At 39.6% G+C, this 20242-nt stretch carries 9 protein-coding genes and 1 riboswitch; of the genes, 2 read left to right on the top strand and 7 right to left on the bottom strand.

Going from position 1 to position 20242, the window contains the following annotated elements; translation table 11 throughout:
- Positions 1-269 precede the first annotated feature (269 nt).
- From metF to MM239_RS09940, 5 genes are all read right to left on the bottom strand, one after another.
- Entirely contained in the window at positions 270-1223 is a 954-nt protein-coding gene (gene metF, locus MM239_RS09960) for a methylenetetrahydrofolate reductase [NAD(P)H] (protein WP_241348041.1), read from the bottom strand.
- A 2-nt stretch (positions 1224-1225) separates the two neighbouring features.
- On the bottom strand, positions 1226-3922 hold the full coding sequence (gene metH / locus MM239_RS09955; RefSeq protein WP_241348040.1) for a methionine synthase: 2697 nt from the start codon (positions 3920-3922) through the stop codon (positions 1226-1228).
- Complete coding sequence (locus MM239_RS09950; protein ID WP_241348039.1) at positions 3915-4958, bottom strand: homocysteine S-methyltransferase family protein; 1044 nt, start codon at positions 4956-4958, stop codon at positions 3915-3917. The genes metH and MM239_RS09950 overlap by 8 nt, the downstream gene beginning before the upstream one ends.
- Before the next feature lie 69 nt (positions 4959-5027).
- Positions 5028-5131: riboswitch (SAM riboswitch) on the bottom strand.
- A 110-nt stretch (positions 5132-5241) separates the two neighbouring features.
- Positions 5242-6546: a hypothetical protein gene (locus MM239_RS09945; RefSeq protein WP_241348037.1), complete on the bottom strand. Its 1305-nt coding sequence runs from the start codon at positions 6544-6546 to the stop codon at positions 5242-5244.
- Between the two features lie 58 nt (positions 6547-6604).
- Positions 6605-10162, bottom strand: coding sequence for a PAS domain S-box protein (locus tag MM239_RS09940; protein ID WP_241348036.1), 3558 nt, complete (start codon positions 10160-10162; stop codon positions 6605-6607).
- A 103-nt stretch (positions 10163-10265) separates the two neighbouring features.
- Here MM239_RS09940 and MM239_RS09935 point away from each other — a divergent pair, with 103 nt between their 5' ends.
- Positions 10266-12425, top strand: coding sequence for a S9 family peptidase (locus MM239_RS09935; RefSeq protein ID WP_241348034.1), 2160 nt, complete (start codon positions 10266-10268; stop codon positions 12423-12425).
- Between the two features lie 20 nt (positions 12426-12445).
- Positions 12446-15391, top strand: a complete 2946-nt coding sequence (locus MM239_RS09930) for an alpha/beta hydrolase family protein (RefSeq protein WP_241348033.1) — start codon at positions 12446-12448, stop codon at positions 15389-15391.
- A 240-nt stretch (positions 15392-15631) separates the two neighbouring features.
- Here the strand turns inward: MM239_RS09930 and MM239_RS09925 are convergent, their stop codons facing one another.
- Entirely contained in the window at positions 15632-17089 is a 1458-nt protein-coding gene (locus MM239_RS09925) for a TolC family protein (RefSeq protein ID WP_241348032.1), read from the bottom strand.
- Entirely contained in the window at positions 17089-20238 is a 3150-nt protein-coding gene (locus MM239_RS09920; RefSeq protein ID WP_241348031.1) for an efflux RND transporter permease subunit, read from the bottom strand. Before MM239_RS09920 ends, MM239_RS09925 begins: the two co-directional genes overlap by 1 nt.
- Positions 20239-20242 lie beyond the last annotated feature (4 nt).

Below are 20242 nucleotides of genomic sequence, written 5' to 3'. Positions count from 1 at the left end.
ATATAGATTATGAAGAAAAAAGAAAGGCCCTGCCAGAAATAACAGGACCTTTTGAATCTAGCTTAAGCTGATTTACAAATCAAAGGTAAAAAATTTAGATTTTATTTGAAATTTAACACAGAATCTTCCAGGTTTCAATCGATTATTTCCAACAACTGACTGTTAATCAATAAAAACCTGAAAGGTCTGAGGGTTTTAGAGATCAACTAATATCCGATCTGCTAAAACCATATTATAATCATCACGAAATTTTTTGCAACTACCCATCTTTAAAACACTTCCTTGGCAATCTTGTAGGTCGCATCTGCTTTGCTCATGGTATAGTAATGTAGACATGGTGTTCCAGCTGCTATCAATTCTTTGCTTTGTTGGATAGCCCATTCTATACCTACTTGCTTCACGTCGATATTACTTTTACATTTTTCCAAATCATCCATCAGCGCATCTGGAAGATCTAGGAAAAATGTCCTTGGCAGCATGGTGATTTGACCAAGGGTAGTGATAGGCTTCAAGCCGGGAATGATTGGAATAGTAATACCTAGATCCCTCACTTTTTGCACAAACTCAAAATACTTCTGATTGTCAAAAAACATTTGAGTCACAATATATTCAGCACCTGCATCAACTTTCTCTTTCAAATATTTCAGGTCAAACTTCAAACTCGGTGCCTCAAAATGCTTCTCTGGATATCCTGCTACTCCGACACAGAAATCAGTGTGGAAACCAGTTTCTGTTTCTTCGTGAAGATACTTTCCATTATTCATCCCGATGATTTGACTCACCAAATCCTTGGTGTAGGCATGACCATCTGGCTCTGGCACAAACTTATTTTCACTCTTGGGTGCATCGCCTCTCAGAGCGAGCACATTTTGTACACCAATGAAATTCAGGTCTATCAGTGCATTTTCGGTTTCTTCTTTGGTAAACCCTCCACATAGCAGGTGAGGTACAGCATCTACCTCAAAACGATTCATGATCGCTGCACAGATTCCCACGGTACCTGGACGTTTTTTGGTACTTACTTTTTCCAAAAGACCATTTGGATGTTTTTTATAGATGAATTCTTCCCTGTGGTAAGTCACATCGACAAATGGCGGATTGAACTCCATCAAAGGCTCAATTCCTACACAGAGGTCGTTCAAACTCTGCCCTTTCAAAGGTGGAAGGATTTCAAAAGAAAAAAGCGTTTTCTTGGCTTGATTGATATGTTCGGTGATTTTCATAATTACGATTCTTGTACATTAAATGAAGGGGAATAAGCTAGATTTGGAGAAAGCCACTTTTCAGCTTGAGCTTGACTTACTCCTTTTCTTCTGGCATAATCTGCCACTTGGTCCTCGGCGATTTTTCCAAGACCAAAATACTTGCTCTCTGGATGACCAAAATAAAATCCACTAACTGACGAAGTAGGATACATGGCAAAACTATCAGTAAGTGTAATCCCGATGTTTTTCTCCACCTCAAGCAATTCAAAAAGCGTTCGCTTCTCAGAGTGCTCTGGACAAGCCGGATATCCTGGTGCTGGTCTGATTCCAGCATAGGATTCTTTGATCAAGGCATCATTGTCAAGCTGCTCTTCTTTGGCATAGCCCCAAAGCTCCTTCCTTACTAACTCATGCAAGTACTCTGCACCAGCTTCCGCTAACCTGTCCGCCAAGGATTTGAGCATAATATCATTATAATCATCACCTTTGGCCTGGAACTCTTCTAGTTTCTTCTCAATACCCCATCCCGCAGTCACTGCAAAACCACCTAGATAATCTGTTTTCTCTGGATGAATATAATCTGCAAGAGACCTATTAGGTACTCCTTTTCCTTTTTTGCCCTGCTGACGAAGAAAATGAAAACTCAAACCTTCCTCAGAGACCACCAGATCATCACTCACACGCTGTACAGGATATAATCCTACTACCGCTTTGGCCTGTAGCCACTTTTCAGATATGATATTATCAAGCATGGCATTGGCTTCTTTGTATAGTCTGGTGGCTTCCTCTCCTACTACTTTGTCATCAAGGATTTTAGGGAATTTCCCTGAAAGCATCCATGTGCTAAAGAATGGTGTCCAATCGATATACCCCCTCAATACCTCAAGATCTATATCATCTAGTACTGTGGTTCCAAGTTTTTTTGGAGTAAAAGGCTCAAAATTCTCCCAATCAATAAACACTGGGTTTGCTTTGGCTTCCTGGTATGTAGCCATTTGCTTGACTTGCTGCTTGGCCTCGTGTTCTATCCTAAGCTGTCTGTAAGTTTCTTTGATTTGTTTGTGATAAGTTACTTTGGTTTCCTCAGATATAGACTCTCCAGCAATAGGAACCGATTTAGAAGCATCAGTTACATGAATTACAGTTCCAGAATAAACTGGATCTATCTTCACAGCCGTATGAATCCGCGAAGTAGTAGCCCCACCGATCAGCAATGGAATAGTCAAACCCTGCCGCTCCATCTCTGCAGCCACATATACCATTTCGTCTAAAGAAGGAGTTATCAGACCACTTAGGCCGATGATATCTACTTTGTTAGCAATGGCCTCATCGATGATTTTCTGCGCGTCGACCATCACACCCAAGTCAATGATCTGATAGCTATTGCATGCCAAAACAACACCAACGATGTTCTTTCCTATATCATGTACATCACCTTTGACGGTAGCCAGCAATATTTTCTTGATACTACTTTGCTCATCACTATAGCCTTCATCTCCTGCTTTGGGCATGTAAGGCTCTAGATAGGCTACTGCTTTTTTCATTACCCTAGCGGATTTCACCACTTGGGGAAGAAACATCTTTCCTTCACCAAACAAATCCCCAACGACATTCATCCCATCCATCAAAGGTCCCTCAATCACTTTGAGAGGGTTATTCAATTCAATTCTTGCCGCTTCTGTATCTTCTATGATATAATCCAAAATACCTTTGACTAATGCATGCTCTATCCGCTTAGATACTGGTTCATCTCTCCATAGCTCCGCCGCTGCTTCCTTTTTGTCAGAGGCTTTCACTGTCTCGGCAAACTCCAGTAACTCCTCTGTAGCAGCATCATGCTTATCAAAAAGAACATCCTCCACCTTCTTCAGCAGGTCCTTCGGAATATCATCATAGATTTCAAGCATTGTGGGGTTGACAATCCCCATATCCATACCATGCTTGATGGCATGATAGAGAAATGCCGCATGCATCGCTTCTCTCACAGGGTTATTTCCTCTAAAGGAAAAACTCACATTACTGACACCCCCACTTACCTTTGCTCCTGGTAAGTTTTGTTTGATCCATTGCGTGGCGTTGAAAAAGTCTATGGCATTCTTTCTGTGCTCCTCCATACCTGTGGCCACTGGAAAGATATTCGGGTCAAAGATGATGTCTTGAGCATTAAATTTCACTTCATTGACCAAGATATCATAACTCCTTTTACATATTTCAATTCGTCTCTGATAAGTATCTGCCTGCCCTACCTCATCAAATGCCATCACGACTACGGCAGCTCCAAACTTCTTGATCGTCTTGGCTTGGTGAACAAACTCTTTCTCACCATTCTTTAAACTTATAGAATTTACAATACCTTTTCCTTGCACACATTTCAGTCCTGCAAGGATGATCTCCCACCTACTGCTATCGATCATGATAGGAATCCTGCTGATCTCTGGTTCTGAAGCGATCAAATTCAAAAATCGCTGCATAGCTACGACTCCGTCCAGCATTCCCTCATCCATACAGACATCCAATATCTGTGCTCCTCCTCTTACTTGATCTAGGGCAACCTCCAAAGCCTCATCATACTGACCATTCAGGATCAACCTTGCAAATTTTTTGGATCCCGTGATATTCGTCCGCTCTCCAATATTTACAAAATTGATCTCAGGAGTAAAAACCAAAGGTTCTAAGCCCGATAGTTTCAATACATTTCTATGCTTTATCTTACTCATCTGAATCGCTTATAAGTTCTAATTTTCTTGGACCATACTTAGAAGCTATCCTCGACAATGCTGCTATGTGATCTGGCGTCGTGCCACAGCACCCCCCAAGTACATTAATCATTCCTTCCTTGAGAAAATCCTCCACTTGATTTGACATTTCTTGAGCATCTTGATCATACTGTCCAAATTCGTTAGGCAATCCCGCATTTGGGTATGCACTTACATAAAATGGCGCATTCTCTGCCAACACTTTTAAGTATGGCCTAAGTTCCTTTGCTCCCAATGCACAATTGAGCCCAATGCTAAAGAGGGGTATATGAGATACCGAAATCAAAAATGCTTCCGTAGTCTGCCCAGAAAGCGTTCTTCCTGAAGCATCAGTAATCGTACCTGAAATCATCACAGGAATACCTCCATCCGCTGGGTCTAAAGGCAATCCACGGTTCTCAAACACGTCTTGGATGGCAAAAATAGCTGCCTTGGCATTCAAGGTATCGAAGATCGTCTCTACCAAAATGATATCTGAACCTCCATCAAGTAATCCTTCCACTTGCTCTTTGTATGCTTCTGCAAGCTGGTCAAAGGTCACTGCTCTATATCCTGGATCATTGACATCTGGAGAAATAGATGCTGTTCTGTTTGTTGGACCAACTGCTCCCGCTACGAACCTAGGCTGATTTGGAGTTTTAGCTGAATATTCCAAAGCGGCTTCCTTCGCGATTTTGGCTGATTCATAATTAATCTGATAGGCCAGATGTTCCAGCCCATAATCTGCTTGGGCGATGGTCGTACCACTGAATGTGTTTGTTTCGATGATGTCTGCTCCTACTTCTAGGTATGCTGCATGGATAGCCTTGATCACATCGGGCCTACTCAGAGACAACAGATCATTGTTTCCTTTCAAAGCTTTGGGGTGATCAGCTAATTCTGGCGTTCTAAAATCCTCTTCATCAAGCTTATATCGCTGTATCATCGTCCCCATGGCTCCGTCTAGGATTAGGACTCTTTGCTTGGCTTGTTTTAGAAGTATATCGGTTCTATTCATTTGCTCATTTGATTTCAAAAGCTTATGCGAGCAAGAACCGGAAGAAAAAAGATATTGTATCTAATCTACCGCTCATCTTTTTCCGAACTATTTTCAGAATGGGAGTTAGCACCTTGTTGATTCAGGTTGCTAAGACGTCGCAGGGCCCTTCCCTCGGTCTTTCTCGATAAGCAACTTCAAAGGTACAGTCTATTCTTTAATTTTAGTATTATTTTTAAAAAATCTTTCAAATCTAAGTGTAATTGTTAAGAAAACACCTTATATGATTCGCTAAAAGATTAAATTATGGTCGAATTCCTACAGTGAAATGTAAGTAGGAATTACCCATATATTGGTACATGGGTATGTCAGCAAGCGTGTACCTACCTAATGGCACTTCATAGCCTCCATGCACTGAAAAAATCAAATTAAACATATTCGTTTTGGATAAGGGCAATCCATAGGCAATATACAGCTCTGGCTTTCCCATCAAGCCTCTAGCACGCAACTGACCGTCAAAATCTGGCTCTTCAAACAATCTTGGAAAGTCTGGCTTTGTGTCATTAGTCAAAGTGTATCGTAGGTTTCCATACCCTAGACCAGCCAAACCTCCTATTTCCACATTTCTCCTGTCATAAAATTTATAACCAGCATTACCATATAACCTGACGCTATTGAGTGTATGCGAATACGTTTCATTAGCCTCGCCTTTCAATCCTACGTTATATACATCCATTCCATATAGCCAGCCCTTACTATCCCCTAGTATTTTTAGTCCCCAGTTATTTGGTCTTCCTTCAAAAGCATTGTAACCGTTAGCTTCCAAGGCTTCATTGAATCTGTTTGGTGAAGTAAAATGAAACCCAGTCAGCAACTGTGCTGAAATAGATGCATCTCTATAAAAAAAATTCCTGTCTGGAAGTGAAATCCCAGCTCCTACCCTAATAAAGGCTCCACTTTGGGCATTTCCAAACTTCACGCCATTTAAGTCCCAGCCTTCTTCAAATGGACTAAAGGAATAGCCAAACTTTGTCATGATTTCCAATACCTCTTCTCTACCAGGAATATCCAAATCATAGCTCATTTGAAAACCTATTTCTGTCAAAAATCCTGAAAAATACCTGGATCCTTTATGGATATTTCCTTCTCGTAATATATAACCTTGAGCTGGCTCTCTCAAAAATTCAGAAATCCTCTCATTTGGAATGTCCTTCAACATCTGAAAATTCATAAAGCCCGTACCCACTGACATGTAATGTATGAACTGAAACCTTCCTTCCTCTGTCAAAGCGTAGCCCACATTGATCATGGCTCTCGTTGTCCTGTAGTCTAGGTTATAACCATTGAAGGTGGATCTTCTTCCATTATTTTGAAACAATTCTACACCAAGGATGAAATCGTTGTACCTGGTTTGATACCCCAAGCCAAGATTAGAATAGCCATTGCGCATCTGGGACAAACCCTTTGAAGCCAACATCTCATTGAATAGCCTTAGGTTAGCACCAGTATAACCCTGGGTGAAATAAAATGTGGATCTATTACCTTCATTTTTTTGTCCCACTGCAATGGTCGAAATCAAAAAGACGCAGATGAAAAGTAGTTTTCTCATAGTTGGCTAATATCCCCCAAAATTAATCGAATTCCTGCAATTGAAAAGATCAAATTGATCAAACCTTCAGGTATTTGATAATTTTGGCATATAAATTATCTGGATTAAAAGGCTTAGGTATAAAATCGTTTATCCCTACGGCCTCCAATTGATCCTTTACCTCTAGCAAAGATGATGCTGTCAATGCTATGATAGGCAAACTTCTAATTTCATCACGCGTGTGATTTCGGATAAAATGTCCTACTTCGAAGCCATCCATTTCGGGCATTTGCAAATCAAGCAAAATCAAATCAAACTTTTGTTGCTCAAGTGCCTCCACAGCTTCAAGACCATCATTGCTGATCACCAAGTTTGTCACTCCCCATTTAGTTAGGAACTTCTTGATCATGATTTGATTGACTAGATTATCCTCAGCCACCAATATTTTAGCGTAAGATAGGTCTACATCATCTTTGGTTGATATATCTTGATTTTGCTCTGTTTGTAGCACAATTGGCTTTTCTAGATCCAGCTCAAAACTGAATAAAGTCCCCCCTCCTCCTTGTCGTTTCACTACAATATTTCCCCCAAAAATTCCTACTAAGCGCTTCACTATAGCCAAACCAAGTCCCGTACCACCGTATTTTCTGGTAGTAGCTGCACTCGCTTGGGTAAATGCCTCAAATATAGTATGTAACTTCTCCTCTGGAATTCCTATCCCACTATCCTCAAAATCAAACCTTACCCTTACTTGCTTGATGTCTTCATGGATATTTGACAATTTAATTTTGACAAAACCACTTTCAGTAAACTTGATAGCATTAGAAATCAAGTTGTTGGCGACTTGAGACAAGCGAACTGGATCACTCATCACAATCCTAGGAAGGGTATCATCCACCTCGAAATGAACATCAAGATTTTTCTCTCTTACTTGATAACTGTACGAATGAATGATCCTATTGAAAACTAATCTCAGGTCAAAGGCTACTTTTTCTAGCTCAACTTTACCCGAATCAATTTTGGTGAAATCCAAAATATCGTTAATAAGACCAAGTAGGTTTTCAGCAGAGAATTGAAGTGTTTTAAGGTTTTCAAGCTGATCAGGTCTAGGCTGATCTTCAATGAGTAAGTGTGCCATACCTATCACTGCGTTCATGGGCGTTCGGATTTCATGGCTCATGATGGATAGAAACTGGGACTTGATCGTGAGTGCTTGTTCTGCTTTTTCCTTAGCAAGATAGAGGTCACGCTGGGTGTTTTTGAGTTTGGTGATATCTCTTGCTATACCCATGTACTGCTTGATATTACCATTCTCATCTCTTATCAATCGACCATTAGAACTCATCATTCTGAAACTTCCATCTTTGTGCTTAATTTTATATTCCAGATATTGATTCGCTTCAAAGAAATCTCCTGCATGTGATTCCAACAACCCTTCAAAAATCATCTTATCTTCATGATGTAAGTAGTTGATAAGGTTTTTACCAATCACTTCATGAGCCTCAAAACCTAAAAATTGCTTAATATTTGGAGAAACGTACATCAAATTCATGTCCATACCTACAGAAAAAATAATCTCAGTAGATTCCTCTACAAGAGACCTGTATTTTTCTTCACTGGCTTTCAACCTTTCTTTGGCTTCATATTCATCATGAATATCTCTGATGATACCTAACGCATACTCTACTTCTCCGTCATGAATAATTGGTCTCACCGTCATTTCATAGACTCTACCTCTGAATTTGATGTTCTTTTGGGTGAAAATCCTGTCTTTCAAAGTACTTTCGACAGCTGATTTTATTTGATCAAGGTTATGTACTTGAACTTCATGTAAGCCCTTATTTTCAAAGTCACCTGAAGTCATTTTCCACTTTCTGAAATTTGTTCCTTCAGCTACTACATAAGTCAGCTGCCGATCTATCAGAAACACGCTTGTCAAAGGTATATTTGCAGCCAAAACCCTATATTGTTGCTTAGCACGTAGGATTTCTTCTCTATCCCTCTTTCTTTCAGTCACATCTTGAATCACACCTTCATGAAGCACAATCTGCCCAAAGTGATCATATACTTCACGCGTTTTGTCTTCTACCCACCTGTATGTACCATCTTTTTTCCTGATACGGTATTCCCCTGAAAAAGCAGGTACTCCTCTTTTATCCTTTCTAGCATAATGATAATGAATCAATTCTTCTGCATCATCAGGATGTATCAGGTCAAGAATACTTGCCTTACTGTTCAAAAGCTTCTTAGCATTATAACCAAACTGATGAATATTATCAGTGATATAAAGTATCCTAAAATGATCATTGGGATCCAATGTAAATAGTACCGATGAACTATTTTCAATGATCATTTTTGCTTTTTTAGCTAAGTCCTTTTGCTGATTGATTTGCAAAAGATTTCTCATCAAAAAAGTATATCCAATAACTTTATTTTGGTCATTATGAAACAGCTTAATGTAAAGCTCGATTGGAATGGACTTCCTTTGAGAATTGACCAATACAAGCTCACGTTTCACCTCCTCTATATTCATCAATTCATCTAATTCTGCCCTTAAATCAAAGTTTTGATGGGCAGTAAAATCAAACAATTCAAAAATTTTGATCCCAAGGTTAGTTTTATGATCAATTCCAGACTCCTCATAGGCTGCATCATTCATATACAACACGTTAAGTGCTGTATCTGTGACTAGAATAGAATCTTTGATTTGTGCCAAAATCTGAGATTGCATCCGCAGATCTCTCCTTATTCGTTTACTTTTCAAGGCACCCGAAAACACATCTGCAAGCTGTGTCAATACATATATATCACCATCATTCCAATTCCTTGTCCTTCCAACAACATCTAGTCCAAAAAATCCAATCAGCTTCTTCTCTGACATGATAGGAATTAAAATCACAGAATCAATTTTTTGCTTTAAAAAAATGTCTCGCTCAACAGCAAATCTTTCATCCATCTTAGAAACTTCAGGCATCAAAAACACCTCCCCTTTTCTTAGTGCTTGAAATGAAGAAAAATCATTATCAATTTGGATACTTTTAATAAAATCAATTTGGGGCAGGACTCCCTTCCTAACCCATTCGTATCCCCTTTCAATCTTTAAGCTTGAATCGTGAAATAAAAACATGTAAGCCCTATCCACATCTTCAAACTCTCCCAATAAGCTCAATGATTCATTGAATACAGCTTCAAGTTGATCATATGAGGCATTAACAATCTTTTTGGAAATCTTATTGATCAATTTTTCCAACTCGTAATGATTACTTAATCCTCTCTTGTCGTGATGGATTTCAGTATTATGATGCAATGGAATACCTTTCAAAAACAACAAGTTATCTCGAGAAGAATCTTCATTAAGCTTGGCAAGCTGCCATTTAAAATCAATAGAGATTCCTGAAAAGTACTGCAAAGGTCTTATAATTTCCATTTGCGGTAATTCTCCTTTGAGAAAAAAATCGTTAATTTCTGACTTAATGTTATGTTCAAGAAAAAACTCATTGCAGTTATTGAAGTTAATTTTAAAGTTTTCTTTAAAATATTGATTCAAATAAATGATTTCCTCTTTGGTAAAGATCAGGATAGGTTCTTTGATTTGATCAAAAACGCTAGTAAAGGCCACCTGTAATAGATCGTCCATTGACACTTCTTATTTACTATAGATTGATTTGGGATGAATAGCAATCGAGCCAACTAAACTACGACAATTCCATTAAAACTTTAATGAAACCAAAATTAAAATAATGAATATTTACTCAAAATCCTTCATTCTTGTCCTTTTCCTCTTTGTGCATCAGGTAATGGCACAAAAGGACGAGCTGATTCAGCTTACTGATCTTACCAAAATAGTCACTACCTCTTCTCATCAAATCACCCCTGATGGCAAGCATGTAATCTTTGTTAAAAACTTCATAGAAGACAAAGGGAAAGAACAATACGCTTATAAAAGTCAGGTTTTTATCAGCAACCTAGAAGGCGATATTGAAATCCGCCCTTTAACATCTTCTGAATACAATGTATCCTCCTTTGCACTTTCACCAGATGGCAAACACCTAGCATACACCAAAGCAAAAGATGGAAAAGCTCAAATCTGGCTTTTGCCTATGAACGGCGGTGAAAGCTATGTCCTAACTAGTGATAAAAATGGCGCAAGTAATCCTCAATGGTCACCTGACGGCAAAAAAATACTGTACTCAAGTACACTACCACTATGGTCAATCGATGGTAGACCTGAATGGGAACATCAAAGACCTGGTAGATCCTATGGAGATGAACCAAACTACAAAGCAATCAATGCTGGCATAGGCGCAGAAGAGATCAAACCTAATCCTGATGGTAATTTGGAGGAGCTTAGAGCTTGGCTAGCAAAAAATGCTTCTAAAAATGATCCTAAAGTCATCGATAGGTTAAACTTTCTAGGTGAAAGGGACCTGAGTCCTGATTTATATTTTTCTCACTTGGGCGTCTTTGACCTTGAAAAGAAAACATCCGAAGTACTTACTCAGGGTTTCCAAAGTTACTTCGGTGCCACTTGGGCACCTGACGGAAGCTATATTCTTGCGTCCTCATTGAAAAATGAAGAACATCCAGATTTGACATCTCATACCGAAATCTGGAAAATCGATCTTGGTACCAAAGCTTCAGAGGTCTTTTTCAAGCTCGAAAATCACAGAGTTGGTAACCCCAAATTCTCGCCTGATGGGAAGTGGATATTGATCAATGGTCAAAACATAGAGGAACCTAGCTATAACCAAAGCATGATAGGCCTCATCAAACCAGATGGCTCAGGCTTCAAATGGCTAACTGAATCCTTAGATAGAAGCATCTCAAGTGGAGAGTGGACAGCTGACAGTCAGTCTATATTCTTCACAGGTGGAAATCAAGGAGGTAATTCTCTTTGGAAAGTGAACATCAGCAATGGAAAGATTGATCCTATCATTACTGGACCAGTGGGTATCAGTAACTTGAACATCGTGGGTCAAAAAATGGTCTATTCTCTAGTGAAAATCGAAAATCCATCGGAATTCTACACAGCAAACCTTTCGAACAAATCTCCAAAACAAATCAGTAAGTTCAACGAAGATTGGCTAGCCAATAAAAAAATATCCAAACCTACAGCACACCAAATCAAAACCAATGATGGTTTCACCGTTGATTATTGGGTAATGCCTCCCGTAAATCAACAAGAAGGAGTCAAATACCCAACTGTACTACAAATGCACGGAGGCCCATCAGCAATGTGGGGACCAGGTGAAGGATCTATGTGGCATGAGTACCAAGTCATGGCGGCCATGGGATATGGTGTAGTATATGCCAATCCAAGAGGAAGTGGTGGCTATGGAAAAGCATTTCAAAAAGGAAATTACCGAGACTGGGGTGACGGACCATCTTCTGATGTACTCGGATCTTTAGATGATGCCGCTAGTAAGTACGCTTGGATAGATCAAGATCAATATTTCCTTACAGGTGGATCTTATGCTGGCTACCTGACAGCATGGATTGTCGGTCACGATCACAGGTTCAAGGCAGCATTCTCTCAAAGAGGTGTATATGAACTCACTTTCTTCTTAGGAGAAGGCAATGCTTGGAGATTAGTTCCAAATCACTTCGGATATCCATGGGAAGAGGGTGTAAAAGAGATCATGGATTACAACAGTCCTCAAACATACGTTCAAAACATCCAAACTCCCCTACTCATCAAGCATGGTGATGTAGACTACAGAACAGGAGTAAGGCAGTCAGAACTTCTTTACAAAAGCCTAAAGATTCTTGGTAAGCCAGTAGAATATGTGAGATACCCGGAGGAAGGACACGAGCTCTCTAGATCAGGAGCTATACACAGAAGAATTGACAGAATAGGAAGAATCATGGAATTCTTCGAAAGATATGTAAATCACCCGTAATGTAAAAAATGCAGAATATCATGAATAAAAAATTAATTTACCTTTTCCTTGCAATATTCTTCATTTTTGAAGCGCAAGCACAGGAAAATTCAAATCCCAAACCCATGCAATGGAAAGATATCCCTGCATGGAAATCCATTTCTACAGGTTCATTCAAAATGTCACCTAATGGGAAATGGGTAGTCTATGGAATCCTACCTGTCGAAGGTGACGGAGAACTGATCATCCAAAACACCAATGATCCTTCTGATAAAAAATCATTTGCCATAGGGTCTACCAATATGCCAAGTGTTTCTTTTAGTGATGATAGCAGATGGATCGCTTTTAAGGAATACCCTAAGGAAAAAGAGAAAAAAGCTAACAAAGGTAAGCCTCTTCCTGAAAAAGTCATTTTGATTGATCTAAAAGAAGACAAAAAGCAGGAATTTGAAAAAGTAGGAAGCTACTCCTTCAACAATATCGCTTCAACACATTTGGTATTGAACCTTACAAAAGAAGGAAGCAGTGGTGATGCCAAAGGCTCAGACCTACTTTTGGTAGCTTTGAAAACAGGCAAAAAGCAAAACCTGGGCAATGTATCTGAATTTTCATTTAACAAAGCTGGAACTCACCTCGCTTACACTGTTGATGCGGCAAATCAATCCGGTAATGGTGTATATTTGATGAACCTTACAAGCAATTCTACAACTGTACTGGAAAGCGATGAAGCCACTTTTAAGTCAATTAATTGGACAGAAAAAGGGGATGCATTTGCACTTCTCAAAATGGTCAAGGACAAAAAGTACAAGCAGGAGCATGGTAAACTCATTGGGGTAAAGAATATCAACAATCCACAGCTCACCATATACGATCCAGCGAAAGATAGTGTGAACTTCTCCCAATCCTACACCATCAGTGCTAACAGGAGACCTCAATGGTCTGAAGATTTGACTAGAATCTTCTATGGAATTCACCCATTGGTTTTAGCGAAAAAAGAGGACGAAAAAGCTGGAAAAAAATCTGACAACAAAGATTCTTTGAAACTAGCTGAGTCTGAAAAACTTCGAAAAATACTAGCTGACACTACAATCAAGAGTATGGCTGACCTACAAAAAGCCATTGCCAAAAACGATAGCAGTAAAGCTTCACCTTCAGGAAAATCTGACGATCTGACCAAGCCAGATATGGCTATATGGCATTGGCAAGACACCAGACTTCAATCCAGACAGCAGGTTCTTGAGAATCAAGACAAAAACTACAGCTTCTGGGCGATGTATCAAGTAAGTAATGGTAAACACACAGCTCTTCAAGACAGCACCATGAAGGAGCTGACCATTTTACCAAAAGAAAAGTATGCCCTTGGAGCTGACCAATCTGCCTATGAATTGGACATGAACTTGGATGGGCAAAACTATCGAGACTTTTACATTGTAGATTTGAGCACAGGGGAGAAAAGCACATTCCTAGAGAAATTCTACCTCCCTTCATTTGGCTCTTTCCCTAGATCATCAACGGATGGGTCAAAGCTACTTTATGCTTATGATGGACACTTCTACATCTATGATATTGTCAGCAAAACAAAAACTAATATTACTGAGAAAATCGACGTGTCATTTGTCAATGATGAGGATGATCACAATGTGATCAAACCTATGCAAAATGCACTTGGCTGGAGTAACGATAGCAAGTATATCTTATTACGTGACGGATGGGACATTTGGCAAGTCTCTACAGATGGAAAAAGTCAAGCTGTCAACTTAACCCAAAATGGTAAGGAAGAAGGCATTAGATACCAAACAAGATTTATCCTTGATGAAGAAGAAAAAGGATATGACTGGAAAAAGAAACAGTACTTTAGAACTTATGGTGAACATACCAAGAAAAGTGGAATAGCCTCAATCGACCCTGGAAAAGCTGGACTGAAAGCTGGTGCCCAATCCCTTCTATGGGAAGACGCAAATATCAACAGGCTATCAAAAGCAAAATCAGCTGAAACCTTCTATTATACGAAAGAGACATTTAATAAACCGACCTCATTCTATTTGACGAATAGTCAGTTAAGTGAGCACAAACCTTTGACAGAAGGTAAGACAAATGAAGTTGAATATGCTTGGTCTACCGGAGTCAAATTGGTTGATTATGTCTCTGATAAAGGGGCTAAATTGCAAGGAGCACTGTTCTTACCAGCCAACTATGAAGAAGGCAAAAAGTATCCAACTATTGTGTACTACTATGAAAAGCTCTCACAGACACTTCATAACTATAGCACGCCTGGATTCAGCGGTACTGGCTGGAATCCAAACATATACACCAGCAATGGCTATGCGGTGTTTATCCCAGATATCGTATACACGATGGATGATCCTGGCATGTCTGCTGTATGGTGTGTGATTCCAGCTGTAAAAGAGGCGATCAAAACAGGTGTTATTGATGAGAAAAATATCGGAATCCATGGACATTCTTGGGGAGGGTATCAAACTTCCTTCTTAATTACACAAACAGACATGTTCAAAGCAGCAGCAGCGGGTGCTCCATTGACCAACATGATCTCTATGTACGACTTGATCTACTGGAATACTGGAGGAGGAAACATGTCAATATTCGAATCCTCACAAGGTCGATTCACAGGTGGGCCGTGGGAAAACTGGGATTCTTATCAAAGAAACTCTCCAGTATATCATGTGAAAAATGTAAACACACCTTTACTTATGCTTCACAATGATAAAGATGGCGCCGTAGATTTTACTCAAGGAATAGAGTACTACAACGCCTTGAGAAGACTGAAAAAACCAGTAATTATGGTTCAATACAAAGGTGAAAATCATGGTCTATCCAAATTAGAGAATAGAAAAGATTATAGTGTCAGAATGATGGAGTTTTTCGATCACCATCTGAAAGGGAAAGAAGCTCCTGATTGGATATCCAAAGGAGTCGACAAACTTAATCTTGAAGACCACCTTGATGCTAGGGTATTCGGGAATAACTAACATTTAAGAACTTGTAAATATGATTATTTTCATTTTAAACAATACTTTAAACATAATCACTTCAAAAAAATACCTAGAAGTAGGTATTTTTTAGTGAATTTTTTATCTACATATTTGAGATACTTTAAAGAGTAAATCTATAAAGTGTTTAAGTTTTAAGTGGGATCAATGTGATTCATAAAAAAAGTCTTTGCTAGTGGCAAAGACTTTTTTAATTTTTTAATTCCAAACTATGAAGAACTATTGCCAACCTCCACCAAGCGCTCTGTAAAGTTTTATTTTGGCTTGGATCTGGTTTACTTGTAACTCTACCCTATCTATCTCTGCATCTAAGGCTCTTTGTTGTGCGTTTGTGACATCAAGGTAATTTGCATATCCCACAGAAAACATCACATTTGAATTTTCAACCGAACGTTGCTGTACTTCCACTTCATTTTCCTTAAGTTTGAATTGAGCCTCAAATTGTTCAATGGCATTTACCAAGTCTAAAACTTCCAAATAGCTTTTGAAAACAACCTGCTCATAGTCAAGCATGGCAATTTTTTGATTGGCATTTGCTATCTCATATCCCATTCTGATACTATTTCTATTGAAAATAGGTGCAGAAAGTCCACTTCCCAGCTGAAAGACAGTGGATGCGGGATTGAAAAACAACTTCCCAAAGTCAAAAGCATTGAATCCTGCCATACCAAATAAATTGAATGAAGGGAAAAACGCTGCCCTGGCTCCAGCAACATCAGCTTTGCTGGCATGCAACTCCAACTCCGCACTTCTGATATCAGGCCTATTATTGAGCAGTTGAGAAGGAAGGCCTATTTGGATTACTTTATCTCCTATACTAACCTGATCTAGTCTGTCTCTCTGATGATCAAATTCATAAACACCCAATAAACCTGAAAGCATCAATTCATAAGACCGTTGCTCTCTTTTTCTTTGAATCAATTTCCCTTTCGAATTGATTAATAGTGCTTCAAATTGATCAATTGCTAGCTGATTTTCTTTCCCAGCTTCTTTCATCTCTTTGGCAAAATTGAATGCCACTCCTTGAATCTGAATGTTTTTCTCAAGGATCCTCAATTCTTCATCAAGGCCAACAAGCATATAATATACATTGGCAACTTCCGCAATCAACCAAGTTTGCACATGATTTGACATCTCTTCTGATGCCATCAGGCGGGCATAGGCTGCTTTTTTTCGGTTACGGTATTTACCCCATACGTCTAATTCCCAGTTGAATTCCGCACCGACTAGAAAATCCCTGTAAGGATCTGGAATCATTTTATCAGCTGGAACAGTTGGGGATAAATTTGAGTCTGCATTTCCCACTCCATCCATCGTATATTCTCCAAATCGACGTGTTGAAGCTCCTGCTATAGCATTGACTTCAGGTAATCCTCCTGCCTTTGCCATCCTAAAACTTGCTCTTGCTGCCCTGATGCGTTCAAGTGTCTTTAAGTTATCTTGGTTATTTTCTAAGGCTGTTTGTATAAGTCTCTTGAGGTTCTCATCTTCAAAATACTGCTTCCAGTGTACTAAGCCGACATTGTTTAAGCTATCGGAATAGCTCTCAGTAACTTTTTCAAACTTAGTAGGAATGCCTAGATTCTCTTTTGAAGAAGTGATTTTCGCTGGGCTGCATCCTATCATCACACTTAGGATACTCAAACTGAATGCTATTACGCTATATTTAATTTTCATTATAATTCTTTTTGATGATCGATTGTGGTAGGGTTACGTCTAAACTTGGTGGCCATTGTCTCGAATACAACATATAATCCCGGAATCAAGAAGACACCTATCAAAGTCCCTATCAGCATCCCTCCTGCTGCAGCTGTACCAATCGTCCTGTTTCCAATAGCTCCTGCTCCAGAGGCAATGGTAAGCGGAATCAACCCACAAACAAATGCAAAAGATGTCATCAGGATAGGTCTTAATCTTTCTACACCGCCATTGATTGCACTTTGTAAAATAGACAAACCCCTAGCCCTGTTTTGGATGGCAATCTCAATGATTAGAATAGCGTTTTTACCTAGCAATCCTATCAACATCACCAGAGAAACTTGAGCGTAGATATCATTCTCTAAGCCCATCAACTTCAAAAACAAGAATGAGCCAAATATACCTGCCGGCAAAGACAAGATCACAGGTAAAGGCAGGAAGTAACTTTCATATTGTGCTGCTAGCAACAAATACACAAACAACAAACAGATCAAAAATATATAAACAGCCTGATTTCCAGAAGCTATTTGCTCACGAGTGATTCCCGACCAATCCGTATCGAAGCCTCTAGGCAGAGTCTCTGCTGCTACTTCCTCCACTGCTTTGATAGCATCACCAGAAGAATATCCAGGTGCTGCATCACCACTGATCAGGGCTGAGGTGAACATATTGTAGCGGGAGAGCTGTTCTGGACCATAGACTCTCTCCAGGCTGATAAAGTTAGAATATGGCACCATCTGTCCCCTATCATTCTTGGTATACATGCTAAGGATAGATTCTGGAGTAGTTCTATATTCAGGAGCTGCTTGAATCATCACTTTATACATTTGTCCAAACCTGATGAAGTTGGATGAGTAAAAACTCCCCACATAGCTCTGAAGTGTTTCCATAGATTCATTCACAGAAACACCAAGTTTAGCCGCCTTATCATGATCTACATGAATGATATACTGAGGGAAATTTGGTTCAAAATTGGTGAATACCCCTTGAAGTTCTGGCCTTTCATTGAGTGCATCTACAAATGCTTGAGAAGCTTCTGCCATCAATTCCAGACTTCCTCCTGTTCGGTCTTGAAGCCTTAGCTCAAATCCTGAGGCATTACCAAATCCTGGCACTGGTGGTGGAGAGAAAAACTGAACATCAGCACCTTTAATATGAGCTACCCTTTCCTGATATTCTGCAATTAGGTCATTTACATTTTTGTCTCTATCCCCCCAGTTTACAAGATTGATCATCCCCATACCATAAGATGCCCCTGCAGTCTCTGTAAGCAAAGAATATCCAGCTAGGGTAGAAATGGTCTCTACCTCTTCTAATGGCAAAAGACTTGCTTGGACTTGATCCATAACCACACTGGTCCTCTCAACAGTGGCACCCGGAGGTGTAGTCACATTGACATAGATCATCCCTTGATCCTCATTAGGAATAAATCCCCCGGGAACCATTGAAATACCACCTGCTGTCAAGACAAAGAAAAGGATCAAAGCACCAAATGTAACTACCCTCCTTCCAGAGATATTTTTCAAAACCCAAGAATACTTTGTACTCAGGGCATCATATTTTTTATTGAAGTTATAGAAAAATCGCTGCATCAATCCTTTTTTGGGATTATGATCCATATCATTTGGTTTCAACAAGAGTGCGCACAAGGCTGGTGAAAGTGTTAGGGCGTTGATACCAGATATCACGATAGCTATAGCCAAGGTGAGGGAGAATTGCCTATAAAAAATCCCGACAGGTCCCGAAAGAAAACTTACTGGTATAAACACCGCTGACATCACCAATGTGATTGCTACAATGGCACCACCTATCTCTTTCATTGCCTCCAGTGTAGCATCCAAAGCATTTAGCTTGAGGTCATGCATCTTGACGTGAACAGCTTCTACCACAACTATGGCATTATCCACGACAATACCAATAGCCAACACCAGGGCAAACAAAGTCAGCAAGTTGATTGAGAACCCGAACATTTGCATAAAAGCAAAAGTCCCTATCAATGATACTGGCACAGCAATCGCTGGAATCAAGGTAGATCTAAAATCTTGTAAGAAAATAAATACAACAATAGATACCAAGAGAAATGCCTCGATCAAGGTTTTTACAACCTCTGAGATAGAAGCGTCGAGAAACCTAGAAACATCATAAGAATAATTATACTCCATACCTGGTGGAAATGAGCTGTCTTGGAGCTCCTCCATTTTGGATTTGATATTGGCGATCACTTCTCGTGCATTGGAACCGGGACGCTGCTTGATCATGATAGATGCTGAAGGTCTGCCATCCGTCATGGATACCATATTGTAATCTTGAGAATCAAATGCGACTTCAGCAACATCACGTAGCTTCAGCAATGATCCATCAGGCAATGCTTTCAAAGTAATATTCTCGAAATCTGAAACCTGATTAAACTTCCCTGTGTATTTCAATACATATTGAAGAGCCTGTGGATCTCTGTCCGAAGAAATCCCTGATTTACCTGGTGCAGCTTCTACGTTTTGATTCCTTATGGCTTCTGTAACATCTTGAGGGCTTAAGTCATAGGCTACAAGTCTGTCTGGATTCAACCAGACACGCATGGCATAGTCCCTTGATCCCATGATCTGCGCAAAACCTACCCCATCTATCCTCTTGAGCTCGGGCAGAATATTGATATCTGCAAAATTATAAACAAACTTCTCATCTTGGGTAGTATCAGCAGTCATCAAATTCAGGTAAAGAAGCATACTATTTACTTCCTTTTCTGTTTGAACCCCTGCACGAATTACCTCCTCTGGAAGCTCATCTAAAACAGTCGCTACCCTATTTTGCACATTGACAGCTGCTTGATCTGGATCAGTCCCTACTTCAAATACCACATTGATCAAGGTGATACCATCATTAGTATTAACTGATGTCATATAACTCATCCCTGGCACACCATTGATCGCTCGCTCAAGTGGCGTGGCTACGGCCTTGGACAATACCTCCGCATTGGCACCTGTGTACTTTGCAGTCACTGTCACTGATGGTGGTACAATCTCGGGAAATTGAGTTATTGGCAGTGAAGTCAATGCCAACAAACCCAGCAAAGTAATGAACACAGAAATAACGGTCGATAAAATCGGCCTTTTGATAAATAATTCAAACATAGCT

Source organism: Belliella filtrata (assembly GCF_022549775.1).
GTDB lineage: Bacteria > Bacteroidota > Bacteroidia > Cytophagales > Cyclobacteriaceae > Belliella > Belliella filtrata.
The sequence above is the reverse complement of the archived record's forward strand: the minus strand, read 5'-3'. Positions and strand labels throughout refer to the sequence as shown.

Bases quoted from the DNA above. Each gene is read 5' to 3' on its own strand.
- MM239_RS09940 (WP_241348036.1), bottom strand. From the start codon at position 10,162: ATGGACGATCTATTACAGGTGGCCTTTACTAGCGTTTTTGATCAAATC.
- MM239_RS09935 (WP_241348034.1), top strand. From the start codon at position 10,266: ATGAATATTTACTCAAAATCCTTCATTCTTGTCCTTTTCCTCTTTGTG.
- MM239_RS09950 (WP_241348039.1), bottom strand. From the start codon at position 4,958: ATGAATAGAACCGATATACTTCTAAAACAAGCCAAGCAAAGAGTCCTA.
- metF (WP_241348041.1), bottom strand. From the start codon at position 1,223: ATGAAAATCACCGAACATATCAATCAAGCCAAGAAAACGCTTTTTTCT.
- MM239_RS09930 (WP_241348033.1), top strand. From the start codon at position 12,446: ATGAATAAAAAATTAATTTACCTTTTCCTTGCAATATTCTTCATTTTT.
- MM239_RS09945 (WP_241348037.1), bottom strand. From the start codon at position 6,546: ATGAGAAAACTACTTTTCATCTGCGTCTTTTTGATTTCGACCATTGCA.
- MM239_RS09925 (WP_241348032.1), bottom strand. From the start codon at position 17,089: ATGAAAATTAAATATAGCGTAATAGCATTCAGTTTGAGTATCCTAAGT.
- MM239_RS09920 (WP_241348031.1), bottom strand. From the start codon at position 20,238: ATGTTTGAATTATTTATCAAAAGGCCGATTTTATCGACCGTTATTTCT.
- metH (WP_241348040.1), bottom strand. From the start codon at position 3,922: ATGAGTAAGATAAAGCATAGAAATGTATTGAAACTATCGGGCTTAGAA.